This window comes from Nocardia sp. NPDC058244, assembly GCF_042882065.1.
GTDB lineage: Bacteria > Actinomycetota > Actinomycetes > Mycobacteriales > Mycobacteriaceae > Nocardia.
The window spans coordinates 577,745-595,870 of record NZ_JBHVWX010000001.1 but is presented as its reverse complement, the minus strand read 5'-3'; the positions used below and the strand labels follow the sequence as shown (position 1 = coordinate 595,870).

Sequence of the window (18,126 nt, the reverse complement as noted above, 5' to 3'; positions counted from 1 at the left end):
CCGGGCGCTTCGCATCGGCGCAGTAGGGTCGCAGAGGTGAGTGGTGTTGCGGCGGAGGGGATCGGTAGCCGTCTCGACGGCACGGTGTCCACCCATCTGCTCCGGCTGCTCCTGCGTGCCGCGCGGGCCGCGGGCGTGGCCGAGGACCAGCTGGCGCGTGTTCCCGGCACCGACGAGGTGATCCTGAGCGGCGAGCTCAACCGCATCCCGATGACCTCGCTGCTGCGCCTGTGGGAGCTCATCGCGCAGGCGCGACCCGGCGCCGGATCGGGGGCGGCGATCGCCGCCGCCGCGCCGCTCGGCTCCCTCAACACCTGGGACTACCTGGTGACCACCGGTGCGACACTGGCGGATTCGCTGCGCGCCGCCCAGCCGTATCACCGCCTGGTCACCGCGGCCACCGAGGGTTTCGACCTCACCGGCGACGGTGATCTCACCATCGGCTACCGGACCTCGGCCGGCGATCCGGCGGTGGCCGCCGTGGTCAACGAGTACGTCCTCGCCTACTACCTGCGCCGCGCGCGCGAAGCGCTCGGCCGACCGCTCGTGCCGACCCGGGTCAGCTTCGGCCACGCCGCACCGGCCGACCGCACCGGCCTGATCGCCGTATTCGGCACCGCCGACATCGAATTCGACGCGGAGTCGGACGCGATCACCTTCCACGCCGACGACGCCACCGCCCCGCTCGCGCGCGCCGACCCGATGCTGTCGGACCTGATGCGCAGCCACGCCGACCTGGTCCTGGCCTCCGCCCGCCCGATCGCGGGCCCGCTCGACGCCTTCCGCATCGCCCTCGGCGCGGCCCTGGACGCGGGCGACCCGGCCCTGCCCCGGGTCGCGAAGAACCTCGCCATGAGCCAGCGCACCCTGCAGCGCCATCTCGCCGACCACGGCACGTCCTGGCGCGACGAACTCGACCTGCTGCGCTACGAGCGCGCGCGAGCCCTGCTCGACCAGGGCCACAGCACCTCGACCGTCGCCCAGCGCCTGGCCTTCACCGACGACCGCGCCCTCCGCAAGGCCTTCCACCGCTGGACCGGCGCCTCGCCGACGACGCGCCGCTAGTCGGGATCGCCGGGCCGCAAGGTCTTTCCGATCTCGTCGGCGAGCAGGAAACTCGCCAGGCCGTGGCCGTGCTTCTCCCGGCGCACGAGCGAGATGATGTTCACATCGAAGGCGTCGCGGACGTGCCGGAAGGCCAGCCGACCGTCCCGCAGTTCCTCGGCGACGTCGAATTCGCTGAGAAAGGCGATGGCCTCGCCGGACATCGCGAGCCGTTTCATCGTCTCGATCGAATTGGTGTGGAACGCGGGCTGGATATCGAGACCGGCGTTGGCGAAGGCCTCGGCGACGATGCCGTGGATCACCATCGAGCGGTCGGCGAAGATCAGCGGAAACGGCGTGCACTGCGCGAGCGGAATCGTCTCCATCGGGGCCAGTGGATGCTGCGGCGAGACGACGACGCCCAGCCGCGTGTTCATCTGCCAGCAGACCTCGAGCTGCGCGGACGGCGGGATGTTGAAGCCGAGGCCGAGGTCGGCCTCGCTGTTCTCGATCGCCTGCACGATGTCGAGGGTCGACATAGTGCGGATCGAGATCCGGATCTGCGGATGCCTGGCACGGAAGGTCGTGGCCGCGGTGGCGACGACGCTGCTGGCCAGGCCGGTCATGGTGGCGATCACGACCTCGCCGCTGCCGAGAGCGCGCAGATCACGGATGTCGGCCACGGTCTCGCGATACTGCCGCAGCGTCTGCCGGATGTGCACGAGCAGCGCCTCCCCCGCCGGGGTCAGACGCATGCCGCGCGGCAGCCGTTCGAACAGCGGCTGATCGAGTTCGGCCTCCAGCAGCAGGATCTGCCGATTGATCGCCGAGGGCGCGACATGGAGCCGGGCACCGGCCGCGCGAATGGACCCGAGCCGCGCCACCTCGTCGATGTACTGCAGCAATCGTGAATGGAGCACCGCTCACCTCCCGGAATCAGTGTACGAAAATTTAGTACACCTCGTGCGAAAACGAATGCTTGTGGGCAACGGTACCGATCGCGTCCAATCGATACACGCACCGCGACAGTGCGGGAATATCGAGGTGAGGACCGCTATGCCCCAGCAGAATTCGACGACCGACGTTTCCACCCAGGACGATCACGTCCGCAGTATCTTCGCCATCCTGGAAGGCGAGCAGGAAGCCGACCTGCTGCTGCGCAATCTGCACATTCTCGATGTGCACAGCGAAACCGTGTACCCCGGCACCCTTCTCGTCCACGGCGGACGCATCATCGCGCTCAGCCCCGACGAATCGATCGTGCGTTTTCGCGAATCCTTCGATGGTGAGGGGCTTTACGCGATTCCCGGCCTGATCGACGCGCATCTGCACTTCGAATCCCAGCTCGCGCATCCGGCGGCCTTCGGGGAGGCGATCGTGCCGAGCGGCACGACGACGGTCTTCGGCGAGACCCTCGACTTCGCCAGCGCCGCAGGCGAGGAGGCCGTCGAGGCCGCGCGGGCGCTGTTCGCCGACCACGACAAACTCCCCTATCGGCTCTATGCCTTCGCCCCGGGAAAGAAGACCTCGCCCGAGGTGACCGAGGCGATGCTGGCGATGGATCCGGTGATCGGCCTCGGCGAACTGGCCCACCTGTCCTATATGACCGGCAATGCCGACGATTTCCGCAAATCCGCGCTCGGCCGGGCGAATGCCGGATTCGTGAACTGCCACTGGGGTGTCACGTCACTGTCGGACATGCTGCTCAATTACATGCCCGCGATCGGTGTCGACAACAACCACGACGTGTGGAACGAAGCCGATATCGAGAAGAGCATCCGCTACGGCCTGAACACGCAGATCAAGTTCGGCGTCGGCAGTCCCGAGGTCATTCGAACGATGTTGCGCGCCATCGTGAAACGCCGCTGGCCCGCCGAGAACTTCCAGCTCTGCGCCGACAATATCTCGGTGGACCGGGTCCTGCGGCAAGGCCATATCGACTGGGTCGTCTCGCTGGCCGTGGAGATGGGGATGCCGCCGATCAAGGCGATCAAGATGGGCACGCTCTACGCCGCGCGCTCGTTCCACAAGGACCGTGATCTCGGCTCGCTGAGCCCGGGCCGATTCGCCGACATCGTGCTCACCGACAGCCTGTCCACGATCAACCCGCGCTACGTCTTCAAGGGCGGCGAGCTGGTGGCCGCGGACCGGCGGCTGCTGGAGCCCGTCGGCATCGACTACTCGGTCCTGGCCAAGCGGCCCCGGCCCGGACTCGGCGACCTGCGGCCCGAATTGCTCGAGCTCACGCCGATCGAGATCTCGGCTGACGGCACGCAGGCGAAGGTGCTGCTCTTCGACGTCTACGGGCGCGGGCATCGCAAGTTCGCGCAGGAGGTGTGGGTTCCGTACCGCGACGGCGCGGTCGTCCCCGAATACGACGGGGCGCGGCTCAACCGGATCTCGATCGTGCAGCGCTACGCCGACGGCCCGCGGCACATCGTGAACGGCCTGTTCCAGGGCGTGTCGATCGATCGCGGCGCGGTTTCCACGTTCTGGCCAGCGCCGTCGGCCTACTTCGTGGTGGTCGGCTCCGACAGCGCCGAGATGTGCGACAACCTGCACCGGCTGGACGGTCTCGTCGGCGGCTGCGTCGTCACCGAGGACCGCGAGGTGAGGGCCGTGCTGCCGCTGGACTTCTACGGGGTCATGGCCGATATGGACCTCGCCGAACTCGTCGCGGCGACCAGGTCGATCGATGACGCGCTGGCCGAGCTCGGCCATCACAACGAAGGTGAACCGGTCGTCAACAAGCTGCTGACGCTGTTCATCTCGCTCGACCGCTTCGGCTTCATGAAATAGCCTCGGCTACCAGAGCAAGGGATCCACCGCTATGCAGCACGACAACGACGCGGCAGTCATCGACAACGGAAACAAGGTGCGCCGCTGGATCACCTACGTCGCCGGCATCTACCTCCTCACCCTCGGCCTCAGCCTGGCCATCAGGGCCGGGATCGGCATCTCCCCGCAGAGCAGCCTCACCCGCACGATGACGCTGGTGTTCACCCCGCTGAGCCAGGGCAACTACAACCTCATCCTCGAGATCATCATGCTCGGCCTGACCTTCCTGGTCAGACCGAAGGCCTTCAAGGCGAGCTACCTGCTCTCGATGATCCCGGCGCTGGTGCTGGCTCTCCTGCTCGATCTCAACCTGTGGCTCACCGACTGGATCCACCTCGAGCCGTACGTGGCCAACCTGGTCCTGCTTGTCTTCGCCGACGCGATGCTCGCCCTCGGCCTGTTCCTGATGATCCGCGCGAACCTCATCCTGATGCCGATCGACCTGTTCGTGAACACGATCCAGCAGAAGACCGGGCGCAAGTGGGGCAACATCAAGACCGTGTTCGACTGCACGCTGCTGGCGATCTCGGCGTTGATCGGCCTGGCTTTCCTCGGCGCACCGCATTTCATCCGCGAGGGCACGATCATCAACGCGATCCTCGTCGGGCAGTACGTGAAGGGGTACTTCTTCCTGGTCGAGAAGTTCTCGGCGCGCAAGCGCCCGGCCGTGCCGGTGCCCGTCGCCGACTAGCCGACCCCGGCACCGCCCGGTCCTGTCGTGAACGGACCGGGCGGTGGCGTCCGCGGACCTGGGAGCGCGGGCACGGCCGCCATAACGTAGTCGGCACCGGAGAAAAACACCGGCTGACCTCGAAAGAAGGCTCGATCATGTCGAACTCGACCAGCGCCGCGCTGCCCACCACCACCCGGGAGATCCACCTGGCCGCCCGGCCGGACGGCGCTCCCGTCGCCACCGATTTCGCCCTGGTCGAGCGCCCGCTGCCCGAGCTCGCCGACGGCCAGATCCTGGTCCGCAACACCTGGATGTCGGTCGACCCGTACATGCGCGGCCGGATGGACGACAAGGAGTCCTACATCCCGCCGTTCGAACTCGCTGCGGCACTGGATGGTTCGGCCGTCGGTGAGGTGATCGCGTCGCGCTCGGCCGAGATCGCGGTGGGCGCCACGGTCTCGCACTTCGCGGGCTGGCGGGAGCACGCGGTCGTCGACGCGGCCACCGCGACGCCGATCGACCCGGAACTGGCCGCGCCGCAGCAGTTCCTGAGCGTGCTCGGCACGACCGGCCTGACCGCCTACGCCGCGCTCACCGATGTCGCCCCGGTGCGCCCCGGCGACACGGTGTTCGTCTCGGCCGCGGCGGGCGCGGTCGGCAGCGTCGCGGGGCAGCTCGCCAAGGCGCTCGGCGCGAAGCGGGTGATCGGCTCGGCGGGCGGGCCGGCGAAGACCAGGACGCTGCTCGACGAGTTCGGTTTCGACGCCGCCATCGACTACCGCGCGGGCGATCTCGCCGCGCAGCTCGCCGCGGCCGCGCCCGACGGCGTCGACGTCTACCTCGACAGCGTCGGCGGCGAGCACCTGAAGGTCGCCATCGAGGCGCTCAACCAGCACGGCCGGATCGCGCTGGTCGGCGCGATCAGCGGCTACAACGGCGCGGGCGCCCAGCAGATCCCGGACCTCTACCTGGCCGCGACGAAGGAGGCGACCCTGCGCGGCATGCTGGTGACCAGCTACTTCCCGCTCTTCGGCGAGTACATCGGCAAGGCGGCGGGCTGGCTCGCCGACGGCACCCTGCGCACGACCGAGACCGTCTACGAGGGCCTCGACCAGGCTCCCGCCGCCTTCCTCGGCGTCCTCACCGGCGCCAATACGGGCAAGATGCTGGTGCGCCTGGGCTGAGACCCGAGGACGTCAGTCGCGCCAGACCTGCCCCGCGACTCTGGCGAAGTTGCCGCCGAAGATGGCGGCGCGCTCCCCGGCGTGGAACCCCCGGTCGGCCAGCAGCTCGTCGAGGCCGGGGGCACCGGATTCCCCGAGCAGGTCCTCCGGGGGAACCCATTGCAGCGGGCCCCATTTCGTGTACGACTCGGAGAAGGCGCCGGGGTTGGCGCGGATCTCGTCGTTGAACTCCTGGCCGTCGAAGGAATAGTCCGAGCCGACGCCGATGTGGTCGAGCCCGACCAGGTCGACGCCGTAGCGGATGTGGTCGGCCATGGCGGCGAGGCGGGCGGCGTGGTCGCCGGGGGCATTGTGGCCCAGGAAGATTCCGACGCCGTTGATGCCGATCACGCCGCCGGTCTCGGCGCAGGCGCGGGCCTGGTCGTCGGTGATGTTGCGCGGATGTTCCCACAGGGCGGCGAAGTTGGAGTGGCTGTAGATCATCGGGACGGCGGTGTGGGTCGCGATGTCGAGGCCGGTGCGCCGCGAGCAGTGCGAGCCATCGGCGAACATGCCGACCTCGTTCAGTTTGCGCACCAGGTCTTTTCCGTAGCCGGTGAGGCCGGTGTCGGCGGTGTCGAGGCAGCCGCAGCCCGCCGCGTTGGCATGGTTGTAGCTCGGCAGCAGCGAGCGAACGCCGAGCCGGTAGAACAGCTCCACATTGTCGAGATCGCCGCCGAGCGGGCCGGAGTCCTCCAGGTCGAAGGCGAGCGCGATCGCGTCGTCGGCGCCGATGTCGGCGCGGCGCTCGACCAGCCGGAAGCGCGGATCGGCCGCCGCCTGGTCACGGAACCGGTGCACCAGTTCCAGCGAATCCGCGGTGGTCTGGGCCGAATACCCGACATTGACCGAAAGATACGACCCGAGCGGATACCGGGCGAGTTCGCCGATGCGCGCCGTGTGATGCAACGGCAGACAGCAGTGCTGCTCCCACAGGAAGGGCGCCACGTTCACCTCCGGTCGTTGTTCGTGACCTGCGATCCTACGTTTCGCAACACAGCCGGAACCGGAGCGACGCTAACGCGATGTCTGATTAGTCCGATTAATCAGTACCTTCCTCCCACTGCCCGAAGGCGGTGCGACATGCGTCGCTTCCTCGTCCTGTTCACCACGCTCGCGGCCTGCGCGAGCCTGTGGACCCTCCCCGCTGCCGCCGCCCCGTCCTCCTGTGGCGTCACCTGGGGCTCGCTCGACAAGTCCAGCGCGAACTACTCCACCGCGACCGTCGGCGCCGTCCGGTCCGGCCGCCACGACTGCTTCGACCGGCTCGTCATCGACATGTCCGGCCCGCTGGCCGGCTACCGCGTCGGCTACGTCGACACCGTGACGATGGACGGCTCCGGCGCCACCGTCCCGCTGCGCGGCGGCGCGTACCTCCAGGTGATGGTGCAGGCCCCGGCCTACGACGGCGCGGGCAACAGCACCTACCGCCCGGCCGACCGCACCGAACTCGTCGACGTGCGCGGCTACCCGACCTTCCGCCAGGCGTCTTGGGCGGGCTCGTTCGAGGGCCAGACCACCCTCGGCCTCGGCGTCCGCGCCCGGCTGCCCTTCCGGGTCACCACCCTCGACGGTCCGGCGCGCGTGGTGATCGACGTCGCCCACGCCTGGTGACGGCGCTCCACCGGCCCGGCGACCCCCGGGCGGTGAGCTGGCGGAAGATGCGATCGGCCACATCGGCAACAATGTGGGGATGAGCGGCGTTGAGCAGGACGTGACGGATCCCTATCTCTGGCTCGAGGATGTGACCGACGAGGCCGCGCTGGACTGGGCGCGGGCCCGCAACGAAGTCGTGGCGCGACGGTTCGCGGCGACGGAGCGCTTCACCGCGCTCGAGCAGCGCGTCCTCGCGATGCTCGACGACGACACCAAGATCGCCTACCCCGGCCGGCGCGGACCCTGGCTGTACAACTTCTGGCGCGACGCCGAGCACCAGCGTGGCCTGTGGCGCCGGACCACCTTCGCGTCCTACGCGAGCGAGGACCCCGAGTGGGATGTGCTGATCGATGTCGACGCGCTCGCCGAGGCCGACGGTGAGAACTGGGTCTGGTCGGGCGCTGCGGTCCTGCGGCCCAGCCAGGAGCGCGCCATCATCCACCTGTCCCGGGGCGGCGCCGACGCGACCGTCGAGCGTGAATTCGACCTGACGACACGGGAATTCATCGCACCGGAGGACGGTGGGTTCTACCTGCCGGAGGCCAAGTCCCGGATCGGCTGGATCGACGCCGATACCGTCTATGTGGGAACCGATTTCGGCCCCGGCTCGCTCACCGATTCCGGGTACCCGCGCATCGCCAAGCGCTGGCAGCGCGGCACCGAGTTGTCCGCGGCGGAGACGGTGTACGAGGGCAAGCCGGGCGATGTCTCGATCGGCGCGGGCTACGATCGCCACCCCGGCTACGAGCGACACTATCTGCACCGGTCGACGGACTTCTTCAACAGCGAGGTGTCCCTGCTCGACGACGGCGAGTGGCGGTTGATCGAAACGCCGACCGACGCCGACGTCGACTGGTACCGCGACTGGCTCCTGGTGCGCCTGAAGACCGCCTGGACACCGGGCGCGATCACCTACCCGCCCGGCGCCCTGCTGGTCACCGACGTGAACGACTTCCTCGCCGGCGCACGCGAATTCGAGGTGCTGTTCACCCCGGACCCGCACACCTCGCTGGAGACGTGGGGCTGGACCGAGAACCACCTGATCCTCACCACCCTGCACGATGTGCAGACCGGGCTGCGCGTGCTCACACCCGGACCCGACGGCTGGACCAGCGCCGAACTCGCCGACTCCCCCGCCATGTCCTCCACGTCGGTGAACAACCTCGACCCGCTCGAGGGCGGCGACGAATTCATGCTCACCACCACCGGTTTCACCACGCCGACAACACTGCTCAGCAGTGCCATCGGCGATCAGGCCACCGTGCTCAAGCAGGCGCCCGCCTACTTCGACGCCACCGGCATCGAGACCGAGCAGTTCTTCGCGACCTCCGACGACGGAACGGCCGTGCCCTACTTCGTGATTCGTCACCGTGACCGTCGCGGCACGCCGAGCCCGACCATCATGAACGGCTACGGCGGCTTCGAGATCTCCAAGACCCCGCAGTATCTCGGCTCGGCGGGTATGGCCTGGCTGGAGCGCGGCGGCACCTATGTGATGACCAATATCCGCGGCGGCGGCGAATACGGGCCCGAATGGCACACCGCGGCGCTGAAAGAGCACCGGCACCGCGCCTTCGAGGATTTCGCCGCGGTCGCCCGCGACCTGGTGACCAGAGGCATCACCACCCCGGACCGGCTCGGCGCCATCGGCGGCAGCAACGGCGGCCTGCTGATGGGCGTGATGCTCACCCGCTACCCGGAGCTGTTCGGCGCGATCGTGTGCCAGGTGCCGCTGCTGGACATGCGGCGCTACCACCTGCTGCTGGCAGGCGCGTCCTGGGTGGCCGAGTACGGCGACCCGGACAAGCCCGAGGAATGGGCCTACATCAGCGAGTACTCGCCCTACCAGAACACCGACACCGACCGGCAGTACCCGCCGATCCTGCTCGCCACCTCCACCCGCGACGACCGCGTGCACCCCGGCCACGCGCGAAAGATGGCGGCGCTGCTGGAATCCCAGGACCGCACCGTCTGGTATTACGAGAACATCGAGGGCGGGCACGGCGGCGCGGCCGACAACAAGCAGTCGGCCTACCTGTCCGCGCTGGTCTACGAGTTCTTCACGCAGATGCTGATGGAGGGCAGGCGCTCGGCGTAGGCGCTAGCGGTCGCGCAGCCACTTCTCGACGACGTCGACCGTGGAATCCGGATTGGTGATCCAGCCGTTGTGCCCCAGCGCTTCCGGCTGGAACCACCGGGTCACCGGCGCCGCGGGCAGTTTGCTCAGCAGGTGGTCGGCGGAGGTCTGCGGGGCCAGGTCGTCGCCGGCCACGGTGATCGACAGCACCGGGAACTTCAGCCGCGAGATCCGTTCCTCGTAGTCGATATCGGCGCCGACGGGCACGAAGCGCCCGGTCCGGGCCAGCCGCGCCCAGTCCGACATGAGCACCTTGGACTGCCTGCCGTAGGCGCGGCGGCCGAACATGTCGCCCGGCCAGAAACCGGCCAGATTCGAGGCGACCGCCACCGCGGCCGTGCCGACCAGCACGCCGGGACCGAACACCCCGCGATAGCCGCGGAAGTACGGCGTGCCGGAGGCGACCAGGATCAGCCCGGCGATCCGGCCGCGCGCCCTGGCCGCGTACAGGACGGCGAGCTGCCCGCCCATGCTGTGCCCGAGCAGGTAGGGCGTGCTCCCGGGGAACCGGTCGCGCACGGCCTGCAGCATCGCCGGGAAGTCGACGGCGGCCAGTTCGTGGTAGCCGTAGGCGCTGTCGGCGTCCGGGCGGTGGGTGCTGTCGCCGTTGCCGCGCAACTCGCCGATGGCCACGTCGAAGCCGCGCTGGGCCAGCCGGTCGCCGAAGTATTCGTAGAACTCACCTGGCACGGCGAGGCCGGGCACGATGACGACGACCGGCCGCGGCGCGTCCGGCGTCACCGGATGTCGATGCGGGCCACGGGCCGGGATGAGCCGCACGGGCAGGGTGGTGCCGTCGGGCACCTGGATCGGGACGACCTCGACCCGGGGCATCAGGCCCCTACCGCACCGAGGATCACCCGGCTCAGCACTTGGATCACATCGTCGAGCGGCGGCCGCGGCTCGGAGCCGCTCCAGCCGTCGACGACGTAGTTGACCGCGCCGATGATCGCCAGCACGCGCAGCTCGTAGTCACCGGAGGGAATCTCGCCGTGCATGGCGGCGTCCTCGGCGGCACTGGCCAGCAGCGAGCCCCACACCCGGCGCAGCTCCAGCCGGAACTTCTCCACCTTGGGACCCGCGCCGACCACCTCGACGAGCGCCACCCGCGCCTTGCGCGGATCGGCGCCGATCGCCTCGACGTAGGCGCGCACGGCGGCGTCGATCTGCTCGAGCACCGTCGCGTCGGTCTTCGCTTCGAGAGCAGTGGCGACCGCTTCGCGCGATTGCCGATCGATCTGCTCGTACAGTTCCAACAGCAGCGACTCGCGGCCGGTGAACTCCTCGTAGAACTGACGGGACGAGAGTCCCGCGTCCTTACAGATGGCACCGACCGAACTGTTGGCGTACCCGTCGCGCGCGAAGACCGTCAGGCCTGACTCCAGAAAACGCGCACGCCGCTGGCGTTGCCGGTCCTCTACGGGTTGCCCGGCATACATTCGTCCCGTATTCGCATCCTGTGACATTGTCGCTGACAATACCGAAGGGCCCGATCCCCTCGTCATGGATCGGGCCCTTCGGCCGCCCTTCCGGCTTACCGCGCGTTAGCCGAAAGTTGGCTACAGTCCGCTCAGTTGCCCGAGGCCTGCGCAGAACCGGTGCTGAGCGAGCTGGTGAGCAGGCCGAGCAGCAGGCTCAGGATGTTGCCGTCAGAGCTGTCATCGGTGATGTTGTAAAGCATGTGTCACTCCAAGTTGGTGCTTTGTGACTACGTTGTCACTGGCCATTTGCCGTCTCGGACGATACCGAGGCAAATGTGAACAGGGAGTGTTTTAGAGGAATTTCGTAGAACTTTTTTGTCACTTGGCACAAGCCCCAGGAACTTCCGGCTCGCCCAGACTCAACATGAGCCGGTTCGCCCACGAGAACGACGCCGTCGACAGCACCAGATCGTGAATGTCGCCGTCATCGAATCCCAGCAGGCGCAGCCGTGCCAGTTCCGCCTGCGCGGGCCGGGGCGGGTGCGCGGCCAGCGCGGCGGTGAAATCGATGATCGCGTCCCAACGTTCGTCGATCCGGACCGTCACCCCGTCGTCGAGCAGCCGCTGCACATCGTCGGCGCGCTTGGACAACTGGGAGGTGAAACGAGAGTGTACCGATGCGCAGTACTCGCAACCGTTGAAACGGGAAGTCACCGTCGCGGCGAGTTCCCGTTCGGCGCGCGTCAGCCCTTCCCGGCTGTAGAAGATGTCCTTGTCGTTGGCGCTGCGCTGGGCCAGCACCTCGGCATTGCGGGCCAGCAGCCGGAAATACGGGCTCTCGCCGCGCTGACCTTCCAGCAGCGGACGCTGGTGCTCGTCGGCGTCGGCCAACGCGATCGGCTCGACCCAGGGCACCCAGTCCAGCTCGCGCTGGGTGAATCCCGCCGGGCGCGCGGCGATCTCGACGTCACGTACCTCGGTCATCGCGGCGCTCCGATCAGTTCGAGGCCGGCCACGAGCCGGACCTGGTAGTTCACGAAGCCGACCAGCTGCGAGACGGTGACGACATCGGTCTCGGACAGTCCCGCCGCGAGCAGCACGTCGAGGTGCGCGCGGGTGCTGGTCGCGGGCGCGGTGGTGAGCCGGGCGGCGTGGCGCAGCGCGGCCGCCAGCACGACATCGCCCGCCGAATCCGGCTCGGTACCAGCACTTCCCGCGCGCCCGGCGTAGTACTCGGCGAGCGCGGTCGACTCGGCCAGGGTGGCCACGTGCGCCGCGACGGCGGCCAACCGCCGAGGGCCGAACGCACGACCCGCCGGTCCATCGAACAGCGCGTCGAGCACGCCCTGGGTATGGGCCACGACGGCGGGCCTGGCCCGGCGTACGACGGCGACCCCGGCCGCGACCTCCGCGCCGAGCGCCGCGTCGATCACGTCGACGCTAGGCTCCGGAATCACTTCCGGGGTAACGGTATTCGTCCGGCCTGTACTCATGCCGAACCCCTTTCGTCTACCGGCCGACCGAGTCGCGGCGCGACCTCGGTGGCGAGAAGTTCGATCGATCGCAGCGCGGCGCGCTGATCGGGATCGATCGGATGGACCTGGACGATGAGATCGGTGGCCGCGCCGACCGCGCGGTCGGCCGCCAGCCGGGTGGCGACCGCGTCGGGAGTGCCGATGTAGGAGTCGCGCAGCACCTCCTCGACGGTGGACGCCATTTCCGGAATGCCCGCGGTGCGAAGATGTTCCAGGAACCGCAGGGCGCCGCGGTGCGCCCACCGCTGCGCCTCGTCGTCGCTGTCGGCGACGAAAACGCTGCGGGAGGCGCCGATTCGGGCGGTCGCGCCGTCGGGCAGGTTGTCCCGGTAGGCGCTGATCAGCCGCTCCTGCACGTCGTCGAGTGGGACGCCGGGATCGCGTGGCTGGGTCCGTGAGAGCAGCAGCCCCGCGCCCGCCGTCCCGGCCCGCGCCGCGCCCTCGACCGAGAAGCTGGCGTGCCAGACGCGCTCGCGCAGCGTGGCGACCGGCGGGTGCAACGTCCGGCCCGGTACCAGTTCCGCGCCGTCGAGGGCGGCGGTGATCGCGGCCAGCTTCTCGGCGTACACGCGCTGCTTGTCCTCGGGCCCGATCCCGAACAGCGCGAAGGAGCCCTTGGAACCGCCACTGCCGTACCCCAATTCGAGGCGGCCACCGGACAGGGTGTCCAGCACCGCCGCGTCCTCGGCGACCCGGATCGGGTCCTCCAGCCCCAGTGTCACGATGGCGGTGCCGAGCCGGATCCGCTCGAACCGGGCCGCCGCGTGCGCGAGGAACACCAGCGGCGAGGGCAATCCGCCCTCGGCCGGGTCGATGTGATGCTGGGCCACCCAGGCGGTGTCGTAGCCGAGTCGCTCGGCCAGCCCGATCTGGGCCAGCGCGTCGGCGTAGACCTGGGCCGCGGTCTGCGCGTCGTGGTACCGGACCAGCCGCGTGAACAGTCCGAGCCGCAGACCGCTCATGCCGCCGCCTTGCCCAGGTAGGCGTCGCGGATGGCGGGATCGTCGAGCAGCTCGGCCGCCGTGCCGCGCAGCACGATCTGCCCGCCGCGCAGCACGTTTCCGGAGTGCGCGATCGACAGCGCCAGCTCGGCCTGCTGCTCGACGATCAGGATGGCCAGGCCCAGTTCGGTATTGAGCCGGGCGATCTCGTCGAGCACCCGGTCGACGAACAGCGGCGACAGCCCCATCGTCGGCTCGTCCATGCAGATCAGCCGCGGCTTGCTCATCAGCGCCCTGGCGAAGGCGAGCATCTGCTGTTCGCCGCCGGACAGCGTGCCCGCCTGCTGGGTCCGGCGCTCGCGCAGACGCGGGAAGTGCTCGTACAGCTCGGCGGCCCTGGCCGCGAGCACCGAGCGACGCTCCTTGCGGATGTAGCCGCCGACGTAGAGGTTCTCCTCCACCGTCATCGCGGGGAAAACGCGCCTGGCCTCGGGCACCGAGGCCAGCCCGGCCGCGATCCGCGTGGCCGGTGAGCTGGTGCTCACGTCGACCCCGTCGATACGGACCGCTCCCGAACTCGGCCGCAGCAGGCCGAGCGCGGTCTTCATCGTCGTCGACTTGCCGGAGGCGTTGCCGCCGAGCAGCGAGACGATCTCGCCGGGGCGCACGCTCAGCGACACCTTGTCCAGCGCGCGCGAGGGACCGTAGTGCACGGTGACCTCGTCGAATTCGAGGATGGGCGTGGTCTTCTCGTCATTCGGCACCGACAGTCACCTTCTCGTTCGGCACGTCGGCGGGCGGCGTGCGGAGTCTGCGCCGTCCGAGGTAGGCCTCGATGACGCGCTCGTCGTGCTGGATCTGCTCCGGTGTGCCCTCGGCGATGATGCGGCCCTCGTCGAGCACGATCACCCGGTCGGACAGTGCGTTCACCAGCTCCAGTTTGTGTTCCACGAGCACGATCGTCTGACCGGCGGCTTTCAGCTCGGCGAGTTGCCGCCCGACCTCGGCCGTCTCGGTCTGGTTCATGCCCGCCGCCGGTTCGTCGAGCAGCAGCACCGTCGGGCGCGGGGCCAGCGCCCTGGCGATCTCGGTGCGGCGGCGGTTGGCGTAGGACAGGGTGTAGGCGTTGTGCTCGGCGCGCGGTTCGAGGCGTTCGGCGAAGCGGGCCAGCTGGGTGTCGACCAGCGCGGTCGTGGCGCGGCGTTCGGCCCGGACCGCGGGCGTCGGTACCAGCGCCAGCACCGTCTCGGCCAGCAGCGGCACCCAGCGCAGCACCGGGATCCCGGCCAGCGACTGCCACGGCCGGGCCGCGGTGATCGTCGTGTGCAGGCCGATCTCGACGTTCTCGCGCACCGTCAGATTGCCGAACACCCGGCCGTTCTGGAACGTCCTGGCGATTCCCGCCCTGGCCGCCGCCTCCTGGGAGCCCGGCCGCAACCGGACGCCGCCGACCTCGACCCGCCCCTCGTCCGGGCGCAGCACGCCGGAGACGAGGTTGACGGTGGTGGTCTTGCCGGAGCCGTTGGGCCCGATGATGGACACGAATTCGCCGGGGGCCACCCGCAATTCGACGCCGTTCACCGCGCGAACGCCACCGAAGGACTTGCGCAGGCCGGTGACCGCGAGCACGGGGTCAGGCGTGGACGGGGACACGTTCTCTCCTCACCAGAACGCCCTGCGGGCGGAATCGGATGATCAGCAGCAGCACCACGCCGTAGAGCAGGATGCGCGCCTCCGGCGCCAGCCGCAGCGCCTCGGGGACGCCGATCAGCACCGCGGCGCCGAGCACCGCGCCGTAGGGCGAACCGGTGCCGCCGAGCACGAGAATGGTGACGATCAGCAGGGACATGGACAGGTTGAACACGGTCGGATCGATGTAGCTGTACTGGTGGGCCAGCAGCGCGCCCGCGATCCCGGAGAACAACGCGCTGATCGCGAAGGCCAGCGCCTTGTAGTCGCGCACCGGGATGCCGGCGGACCGCGCCGCGACCTCGTCGGCGCCGACCGCGCGCAACGCGGTGCCGAGCCGGGAGCGCTGCACGCCGACCACCACCGCGAGGGTGATCGCCAGGAACACCAGGTCCAGCCAGAACACCTCGGTGTTCGCGGTGAACTCGTGACCGAGCACGCTGGGCACCGGAATACCGAAGATGCCGTAGCTGCCCCTGGTCAGCGACTCCCAGTTGCGGATCACCGCGACGATCACGATGCCGATGCCGAGCGTGGCGATCGCGACGTAGTGCCCGTTGAGGTTCCACAGCGGCGCGGCCAGGATCGAGGAGATCACCGCGGCCAGCACCCCGCCGGCCAGCGCGGCGGCCAGGAACGGCCAGTCGTGGTTCACCGTGAGGATCGCCGAGGTGTACGCGCCGATCGCGATCGGCCCGGCCTGGCCGATCACCAGCTGCCCCGCCGACCCGGCCACCAGCGTCATCGAGACCGCGATGATGGCGTAGGCCAGGATCTGGGTGCCGACCACGATGGCGTAGTCGTCGACGACCAGCGGCACGATCAGCGCCGCCACCGCGAACACGGCGACCGCGTGCCACCACCGCACCCGCAGCTGCCTGCCGACTCCGAGGAAGGTGCCGGTGAGCGGTTCGGCGCTGATCGCGGGCACCTTGGCCAGCAGCCCGCCGGGCCGCAGGATCAGGAACGCCACCAGCACGCCGAAGGTGATCAGGTCGCGGTAGCCGTCACCGAAGACGTAGATCCCGAACGCCTCCAGGACACCGAGCGCGAACCCGCCGATCACCGCACCGGGAATCGACCCGAGACCACCGATGGTGGCCGCGACGAAACCGGTGAGCCCGGCCAGGGTGCCGCTGGTCGGCGAGATGTTCGAGTTGTACAGGCCGACGAAGATGCCCGCCAGACCGCCGAGCCCGGAGGCGATGGCGAAGGCCAGCACCTGGACGCGGCTCACCCCGATGCCCATCTGGGCGGCGGCGTCCGGGTCCTGCGCGGTGGCCCGGATGGCCAGGCCGTACCGGCTGAACCGGAGGAAGCCCGCCAGCCCGGCCATCACCGCCAGGGTGATCGCGAACATCACCAGATCGGAGGTGCCGAAGCGGACGCCGCCGAGCTGGAAGTTGTTGGTGGGCAAGATCTGTGGGAACGGACGGGTGTCCGGCCCGAAGACGATCTGGGTCAGGTTCTCGATGATCAGCCCGGCCGCGACCGTCGCCAGCAGCGCCGCGATGGCGGGCGCCTTGCGCAGCGGATGCACCGCGAGCACGTCGATGAGGACGCCGACGGCGGCGGTGATCGCCACCACCAGCACGATGGTCAACCACAGCGGGAAGCCCTGCTCGGCGATGAACCACCAGCCCAGGATCGACCCGAGCGCGAACACCGCGCCGTGCGCGAAATTGATGACGTTGGTGACCCCGAAGATGAGGGTGATGCCCACGGCGAGCAGCGCGTACGCGTTGCCGTGGACCACCCCCGCGATCAGTGTGTCGAACATCAGCGGTTGCCGGTCGGCACGAACTTGCCTTCCTTCAGCACCAGCTCACGCGGCGTCACGCCCTTCGGGCGACGCGTTTCCTGGTCGAAGGCGAAGGTGCCGAGGCCGATTCCGGTGAAGTTCTGCTCGGTCTTCAGGCCGTCGAGGACACCCTGGCGGGTGGCGCCGCCCTTCTTGGCCGCCTGCACCACCACGTTCAGCGCGTCGTAGGCGTAGACGTTGAAGTCGCCCGGATCGGTGTTGAACTTCTTGCGGAACTTGGTGACGAAGTCCTGGATCTTCGGGTCCGGGTCGGCCGGGCTGAAGATGCCGTTGACGATGTCGCCCTCGGCGGCCGCACCGGCCAGCGAGATGAACTGCGGGGTGTTCTGGCCACCGAAGAACTGACCGGTGAAGCCCACATCACGCAGCTGCTTGACCACCAGCGCGCCGTCGGGGCCGTAGCCGAGGTGCACGACCGCGTCCGGGCCTGCCTCGCGGCCCTTGATCAGGATCGGCTTCACATCGGTGGAGTCGGGCAGGATCGGCGAGGAGTAGACGATCTCCACGCCCTTCTGCTTGGCGAACTTCTCGAAGAACTGGAAAGCCTGCTTACCCCAGTCGGTTTCGAGGTAGACGACCGAGACCTTCTTGGCCTTCTTCGACACCCATTCGGCATTGCGTTCCTGGAACACATCGAGGGTGATCGACGGGCTCCACGAGTAATCGCCCGCCTTGGTGAAGTCGACCGCGGAGTTGGTGAATCCGTACTGGACGAGCTTGCCGCGGTTGTAGATCGGCGACGCGGCGATCGAGGCCGGGGAGGAGAAGTCGCCGAGCTCGGCGATGATCGAGGAGTCGTCGACGAACTTGGTGGCGATGGGCACCGTCTGCTTGGGATCGGACTGCGAATCCTCCCACTTCAATTCGACCTTGCGGCCGTTGATGCCACCCGCGGCGTTGATCTCGTCGAGCGCGAGCTCGAAGCCCTGCTGCCACAGCCGCCCGTACTCCGCCGACGGACCGGTCCGCGGCCCGGAGACGCCGAAATACACCGGACCATCGACGGATTCGCCCTTGCCGGAATCACCGCAACCGACCACCGCGGCCGCCACCGTCACCGCGGCCAGCGCGCCGGCGACAATCTTGAAACGACGGCGTGAGCCGATCGAGAACTTACTCATTGCTGATTTTCCTTCGAACATGCCGA

At 68.9% G+C, this 18,126-nt stretch carries 17 protein-coding genes; 6 read left to right on the top strand and 11 right to left on the bottom strand.

Going from position 1 to position 18,126, the window contains the following annotated elements:
* Positions 1 to 36 precede the first annotated feature (36 nt).
* A complete protein-coding gene (locus ACFVW6_RS02845; RefSeq protein WP_378824038.1) occupies positions 37 to 1,065 on the top strand; it encodes an AraC family transcriptional regulator ligand-binding domain-containing protein in 1,029 nt (342 codons plus the stop codon).
* On the opposite strand, the gene ACFVW6_RS02840 is transcribed toward ACFVW6_RS02845, so the two are convergent.
* Positions 1,062 to 1,964, bottom strand: a complete 903-nt coding sequence (locus tag ACFVW6_RS02840; protein WP_378824039.1) for a LysR family transcriptional regulator — start codon at positions 1,962 to 1,964, stop codon at positions 1,062 to 1,064. The two genes, ACFVW6_RS02845 and ACFVW6_RS02840, sit on opposite strands and share 4 nt — an antisense overlap.
* Between ACFVW6_RS02840 and ACFVW6_RS02835 the strand changes: the two genes are divergently transcribed.
* From ACFVW6_RS02835 to ACFVW6_RS02825, 3 genes are all read left to right on the top strand, one after another.
* Positions 1,936 to 3,843, top strand: a complete 1,908-nt coding sequence (locus ACFVW6_RS02835) for an adenine deaminase C-terminal domain-containing protein (protein ID WP_378824040.1) — start codon at positions 1,936 to 1,938, stop codon at positions 3,841 to 3,843. The genes ACFVW6_RS02840 and ACFVW6_RS02835 overlap by 29 nt on opposite strands.
* Positions 3,844 to 3,874: 31 nt before the next feature.
* The gene (locus ACFVW6_RS02830) at positions 3,875 to 4,573 is read left to right on the top strand and encodes a YitT family protein (protein WP_378824041.1); all 699 of its coding nucleotides are present in this window, start codon (positions 3,875 to 3,877) and stop codon (positions 4,571 to 4,573) included.
* Between the two features lie 137 nt (positions 4,574 to 4,710).
* The gene (locus ACFVW6_RS02825; RefSeq protein WP_378824042.1) at positions 4,711 to 5,739 is read left to right on the top strand and encodes an NADP-dependent oxidoreductase; all 1,029 of its coding nucleotides are present in this window, start codon (positions 4,711 to 4,713) and stop codon (positions 5,737 to 5,739) included.
* Between the two features lie 12 nt (positions 5,740 to 5,751).
* Here the strand turns inward: ACFVW6_RS02825 and ACFVW6_RS02820 are convergent, their stop codons facing one another.
* Positions 5,752 to 6,726 (bottom strand): dipeptidase, encoded by a 975-nt coding sequence (locus tag ACFVW6_RS02820; protein WP_378825610.1) that lies wholly within the window; start codon positions 6,724 to 6,726, stop codon positions 5,752 to 5,754.
* 135 nt (positions 6,727 to 6,861) lie between these two features.
* Here ACFVW6_RS02820 and ACFVW6_RS02815 point away from each other — a divergent pair, with 135 nt between their 5' ends.
* Both ACFVW6_RS02815 and ACFVW6_RS02810 read left to right on the top strand, forming a co-directional pair.
* Entirely contained in the window at positions 6,862 to 7,392 is a 531-nt protein-coding gene (locus ACFVW6_RS02815; protein WP_378824043.1) for a hypothetical protein, read from the top strand.
* Positions 7,393 to 7,471: 79 nt separating this feature from the next.
* Entirely contained in the window at positions 7,472 to 9,532 is a 2,061-nt protein-coding gene (locus tag ACFVW6_RS02810) for a prolyl oligopeptidase family protein (RefSeq protein WP_378824044.1), read from the top strand.
* 3 nt (positions 9,533 to 9,535) lie between these two features.
* On the opposite strand, the gene ACFVW6_RS02805 is transcribed toward ACFVW6_RS02810, so the two are convergent.
* The 9 genes from ACFVW6_RS02805 to ACFVW6_RS02765 form a co-directional block, all read right to left on the bottom strand.
* Positions 9,536 to 10,405: an alpha/beta fold hydrolase gene (locus ACFVW6_RS02805; protein WP_357342393.1), complete on the bottom strand. Its 870-nt coding sequence runs from the start codon at positions 10,403 to 10,405 to the stop codon at positions 9,536 to 9,538.
* Entirely contained in the window at positions 10,405 to 11,010 is a 606-nt protein-coding gene (locus ACFVW6_RS02800) for a TetR/AcrR family transcriptional regulator (protein ID WP_355274303.1), read from the bottom strand. The genes ACFVW6_RS02805 and ACFVW6_RS02800 overlap by 1 nt, the downstream gene beginning before the upstream one ends.
* Before the next feature lie 360 nt (positions 11,011 to 11,370).
* Positions 11,371 to 11,976, bottom strand: coding sequence for an alkylhydroperoxidase domain protein (locus tag ACFVW6_RS02795; RefSeq protein ID WP_378824045.1), 606 nt, complete (start codon positions 11,974 to 11,976; stop codon positions 11,371 to 11,373).
* Entirely contained in the window at positions 11,973 to 12,449 is a 477-nt protein-coding gene (locus ACFVW6_RS02790) for a hypothetical protein (protein ID WP_378824046.1), read from the bottom strand. The genes ACFVW6_RS02795 and ACFVW6_RS02790 overlap by 4 nt, the downstream gene beginning before the upstream one ends.
* 32 nt (positions 12,450 to 12,481) lie before the next feature.
* Positions 12,482 to 13,489, bottom strand: a complete 1,008-nt coding sequence (locus ACFVW6_RS02785) for an LLM class flavin-dependent oxidoreductase (protein WP_378824047.1) — start codon at positions 13,487 to 13,489, stop codon at positions 12,482 to 12,484.
* Entirely contained in the window at positions 13,486 to 14,232 is a 747-nt protein-coding gene (locus ACFVW6_RS02780; protein WP_378824048.1) for an ABC transporter ATP-binding protein, read from the bottom strand. Before ACFVW6_RS02780 ends, ACFVW6_RS02785 begins: the two co-directional genes overlap by 4 nt.
* Positions 14,222 to 15,121 (bottom strand): ABC transporter ATP-binding protein, encoded by a 900-nt coding sequence (locus ACFVW6_RS02775; protein ID WP_378824049.1) that lies wholly within the window; start codon positions 15,119 to 15,121, stop codon positions 14,222 to 14,224. Before ACFVW6_RS02775 ends, ACFVW6_RS02780 begins: the two co-directional genes overlap by 11 nt.
* Entirely contained in the window at positions 15,102 to 16,937 is a 1,836-nt protein-coding gene (locus tag ACFVW6_RS02770) for an ABC transporter permease (RefSeq protein ID WP_378824050.1), read from the bottom strand. Before ACFVW6_RS02770 ends, ACFVW6_RS02775 begins: the two co-directional genes overlap by 20 nt.
* On the bottom strand, positions 16,937 to 18,100 hold the full coding sequence (locus ACFVW6_RS02765) for an ABC transporter substrate-binding protein (RefSeq protein ID WP_378824051.1): 1,164 nt from the start codon (positions 18,098 to 18,100) through the stop codon (positions 16,937 to 16,939). The genes ACFVW6_RS02770 and ACFVW6_RS02765 overlap by 1 nt, the downstream gene beginning before the upstream one ends.
* Positions 18,101 to 18,126 lie beyond the last annotated feature (26 nt).

What these genes read in the sequence shown, in the direction of transcription:
- ACFVW6_RS02835 (WP_378824040.1), top strand. Translation starts at nt 1,936, where the DNA reads ATGTACTGCAGCAATCGTGAATGGAGCACCGCTCACCTCCCGGAATCA.
- ACFVW6_RS02810 (WP_378824044.1), top strand. Translation starts at nt 7,472, where the DNA reads ATGAGCGGCGTTGAGCAGGACGTGACGGATCCCTATCTCTGGCTCGAG.
- ACFVW6_RS02785 (WP_378824047.1), bottom strand. Translation starts at nt 13,489, where the DNA reads ATGAGCGGTCTGCGGCTCGGACTGTTCACGCGGCTGGTCCGGTACCAC.
- ACFVW6_RS02795 (WP_378824045.1), bottom strand. Translation starts at nt 11,976, where the DNA reads ATGACCGAGGTACGTGACGTCGAGATCGCCGCGCGCCCGGCGGGATTC.
- ACFVW6_RS02825 (WP_378824042.1), top strand. Translation starts at nt 4,711, where the DNA reads ATGTCGAACTCGACCAGCGCCGCGCTGCCCACCACCACCCGGGAGATC.
- ACFVW6_RS02765 (WP_378824051.1), bottom strand. Translation starts at nt 18,100, where the DNA reads ATGAGTAAGTTCTCGATCGGCTCACGCCGTCGTTTCAAGATTGTCGCC.
- ACFVW6_RS02830 (WP_378824041.1), top strand. Translation starts at nt 3,875, where the DNA reads ATGCAGCACGACAACGACGCGGCAGTCATCGACAACGGAAACAAGGTG.
- ACFVW6_RS02770 (WP_378824050.1), bottom strand. Translation starts at nt 16,937, where the DNA reads ATGTTCGACACACTGATCGCGGGGGTGGTCCACGGCAACGCGTACGCG.
- ACFVW6_RS02800 (WP_355274303.1), bottom strand. Translation starts at nt 11,010, where the DNA reads ATGTATGCCGGGCAACCCGTAGAGGACCGGCAACGCCAGCGGCGTGCG.
- ACFVW6_RS02805 (WP_357342393.1), bottom strand. Translation starts at nt 10,405, where the DNA reads ATGCCCCGGGTCGAGGTCGTCCCGATCCAGGTGCCCGACGGCACCACC.
- ACFVW6_RS02815 (WP_378824043.1), top strand. Translation starts at nt 6,862, where the DNA reads ATGCGTCGCTTCCTCGTCCTGTTCACCACGCTCGCGGCCTGCGCGAGC.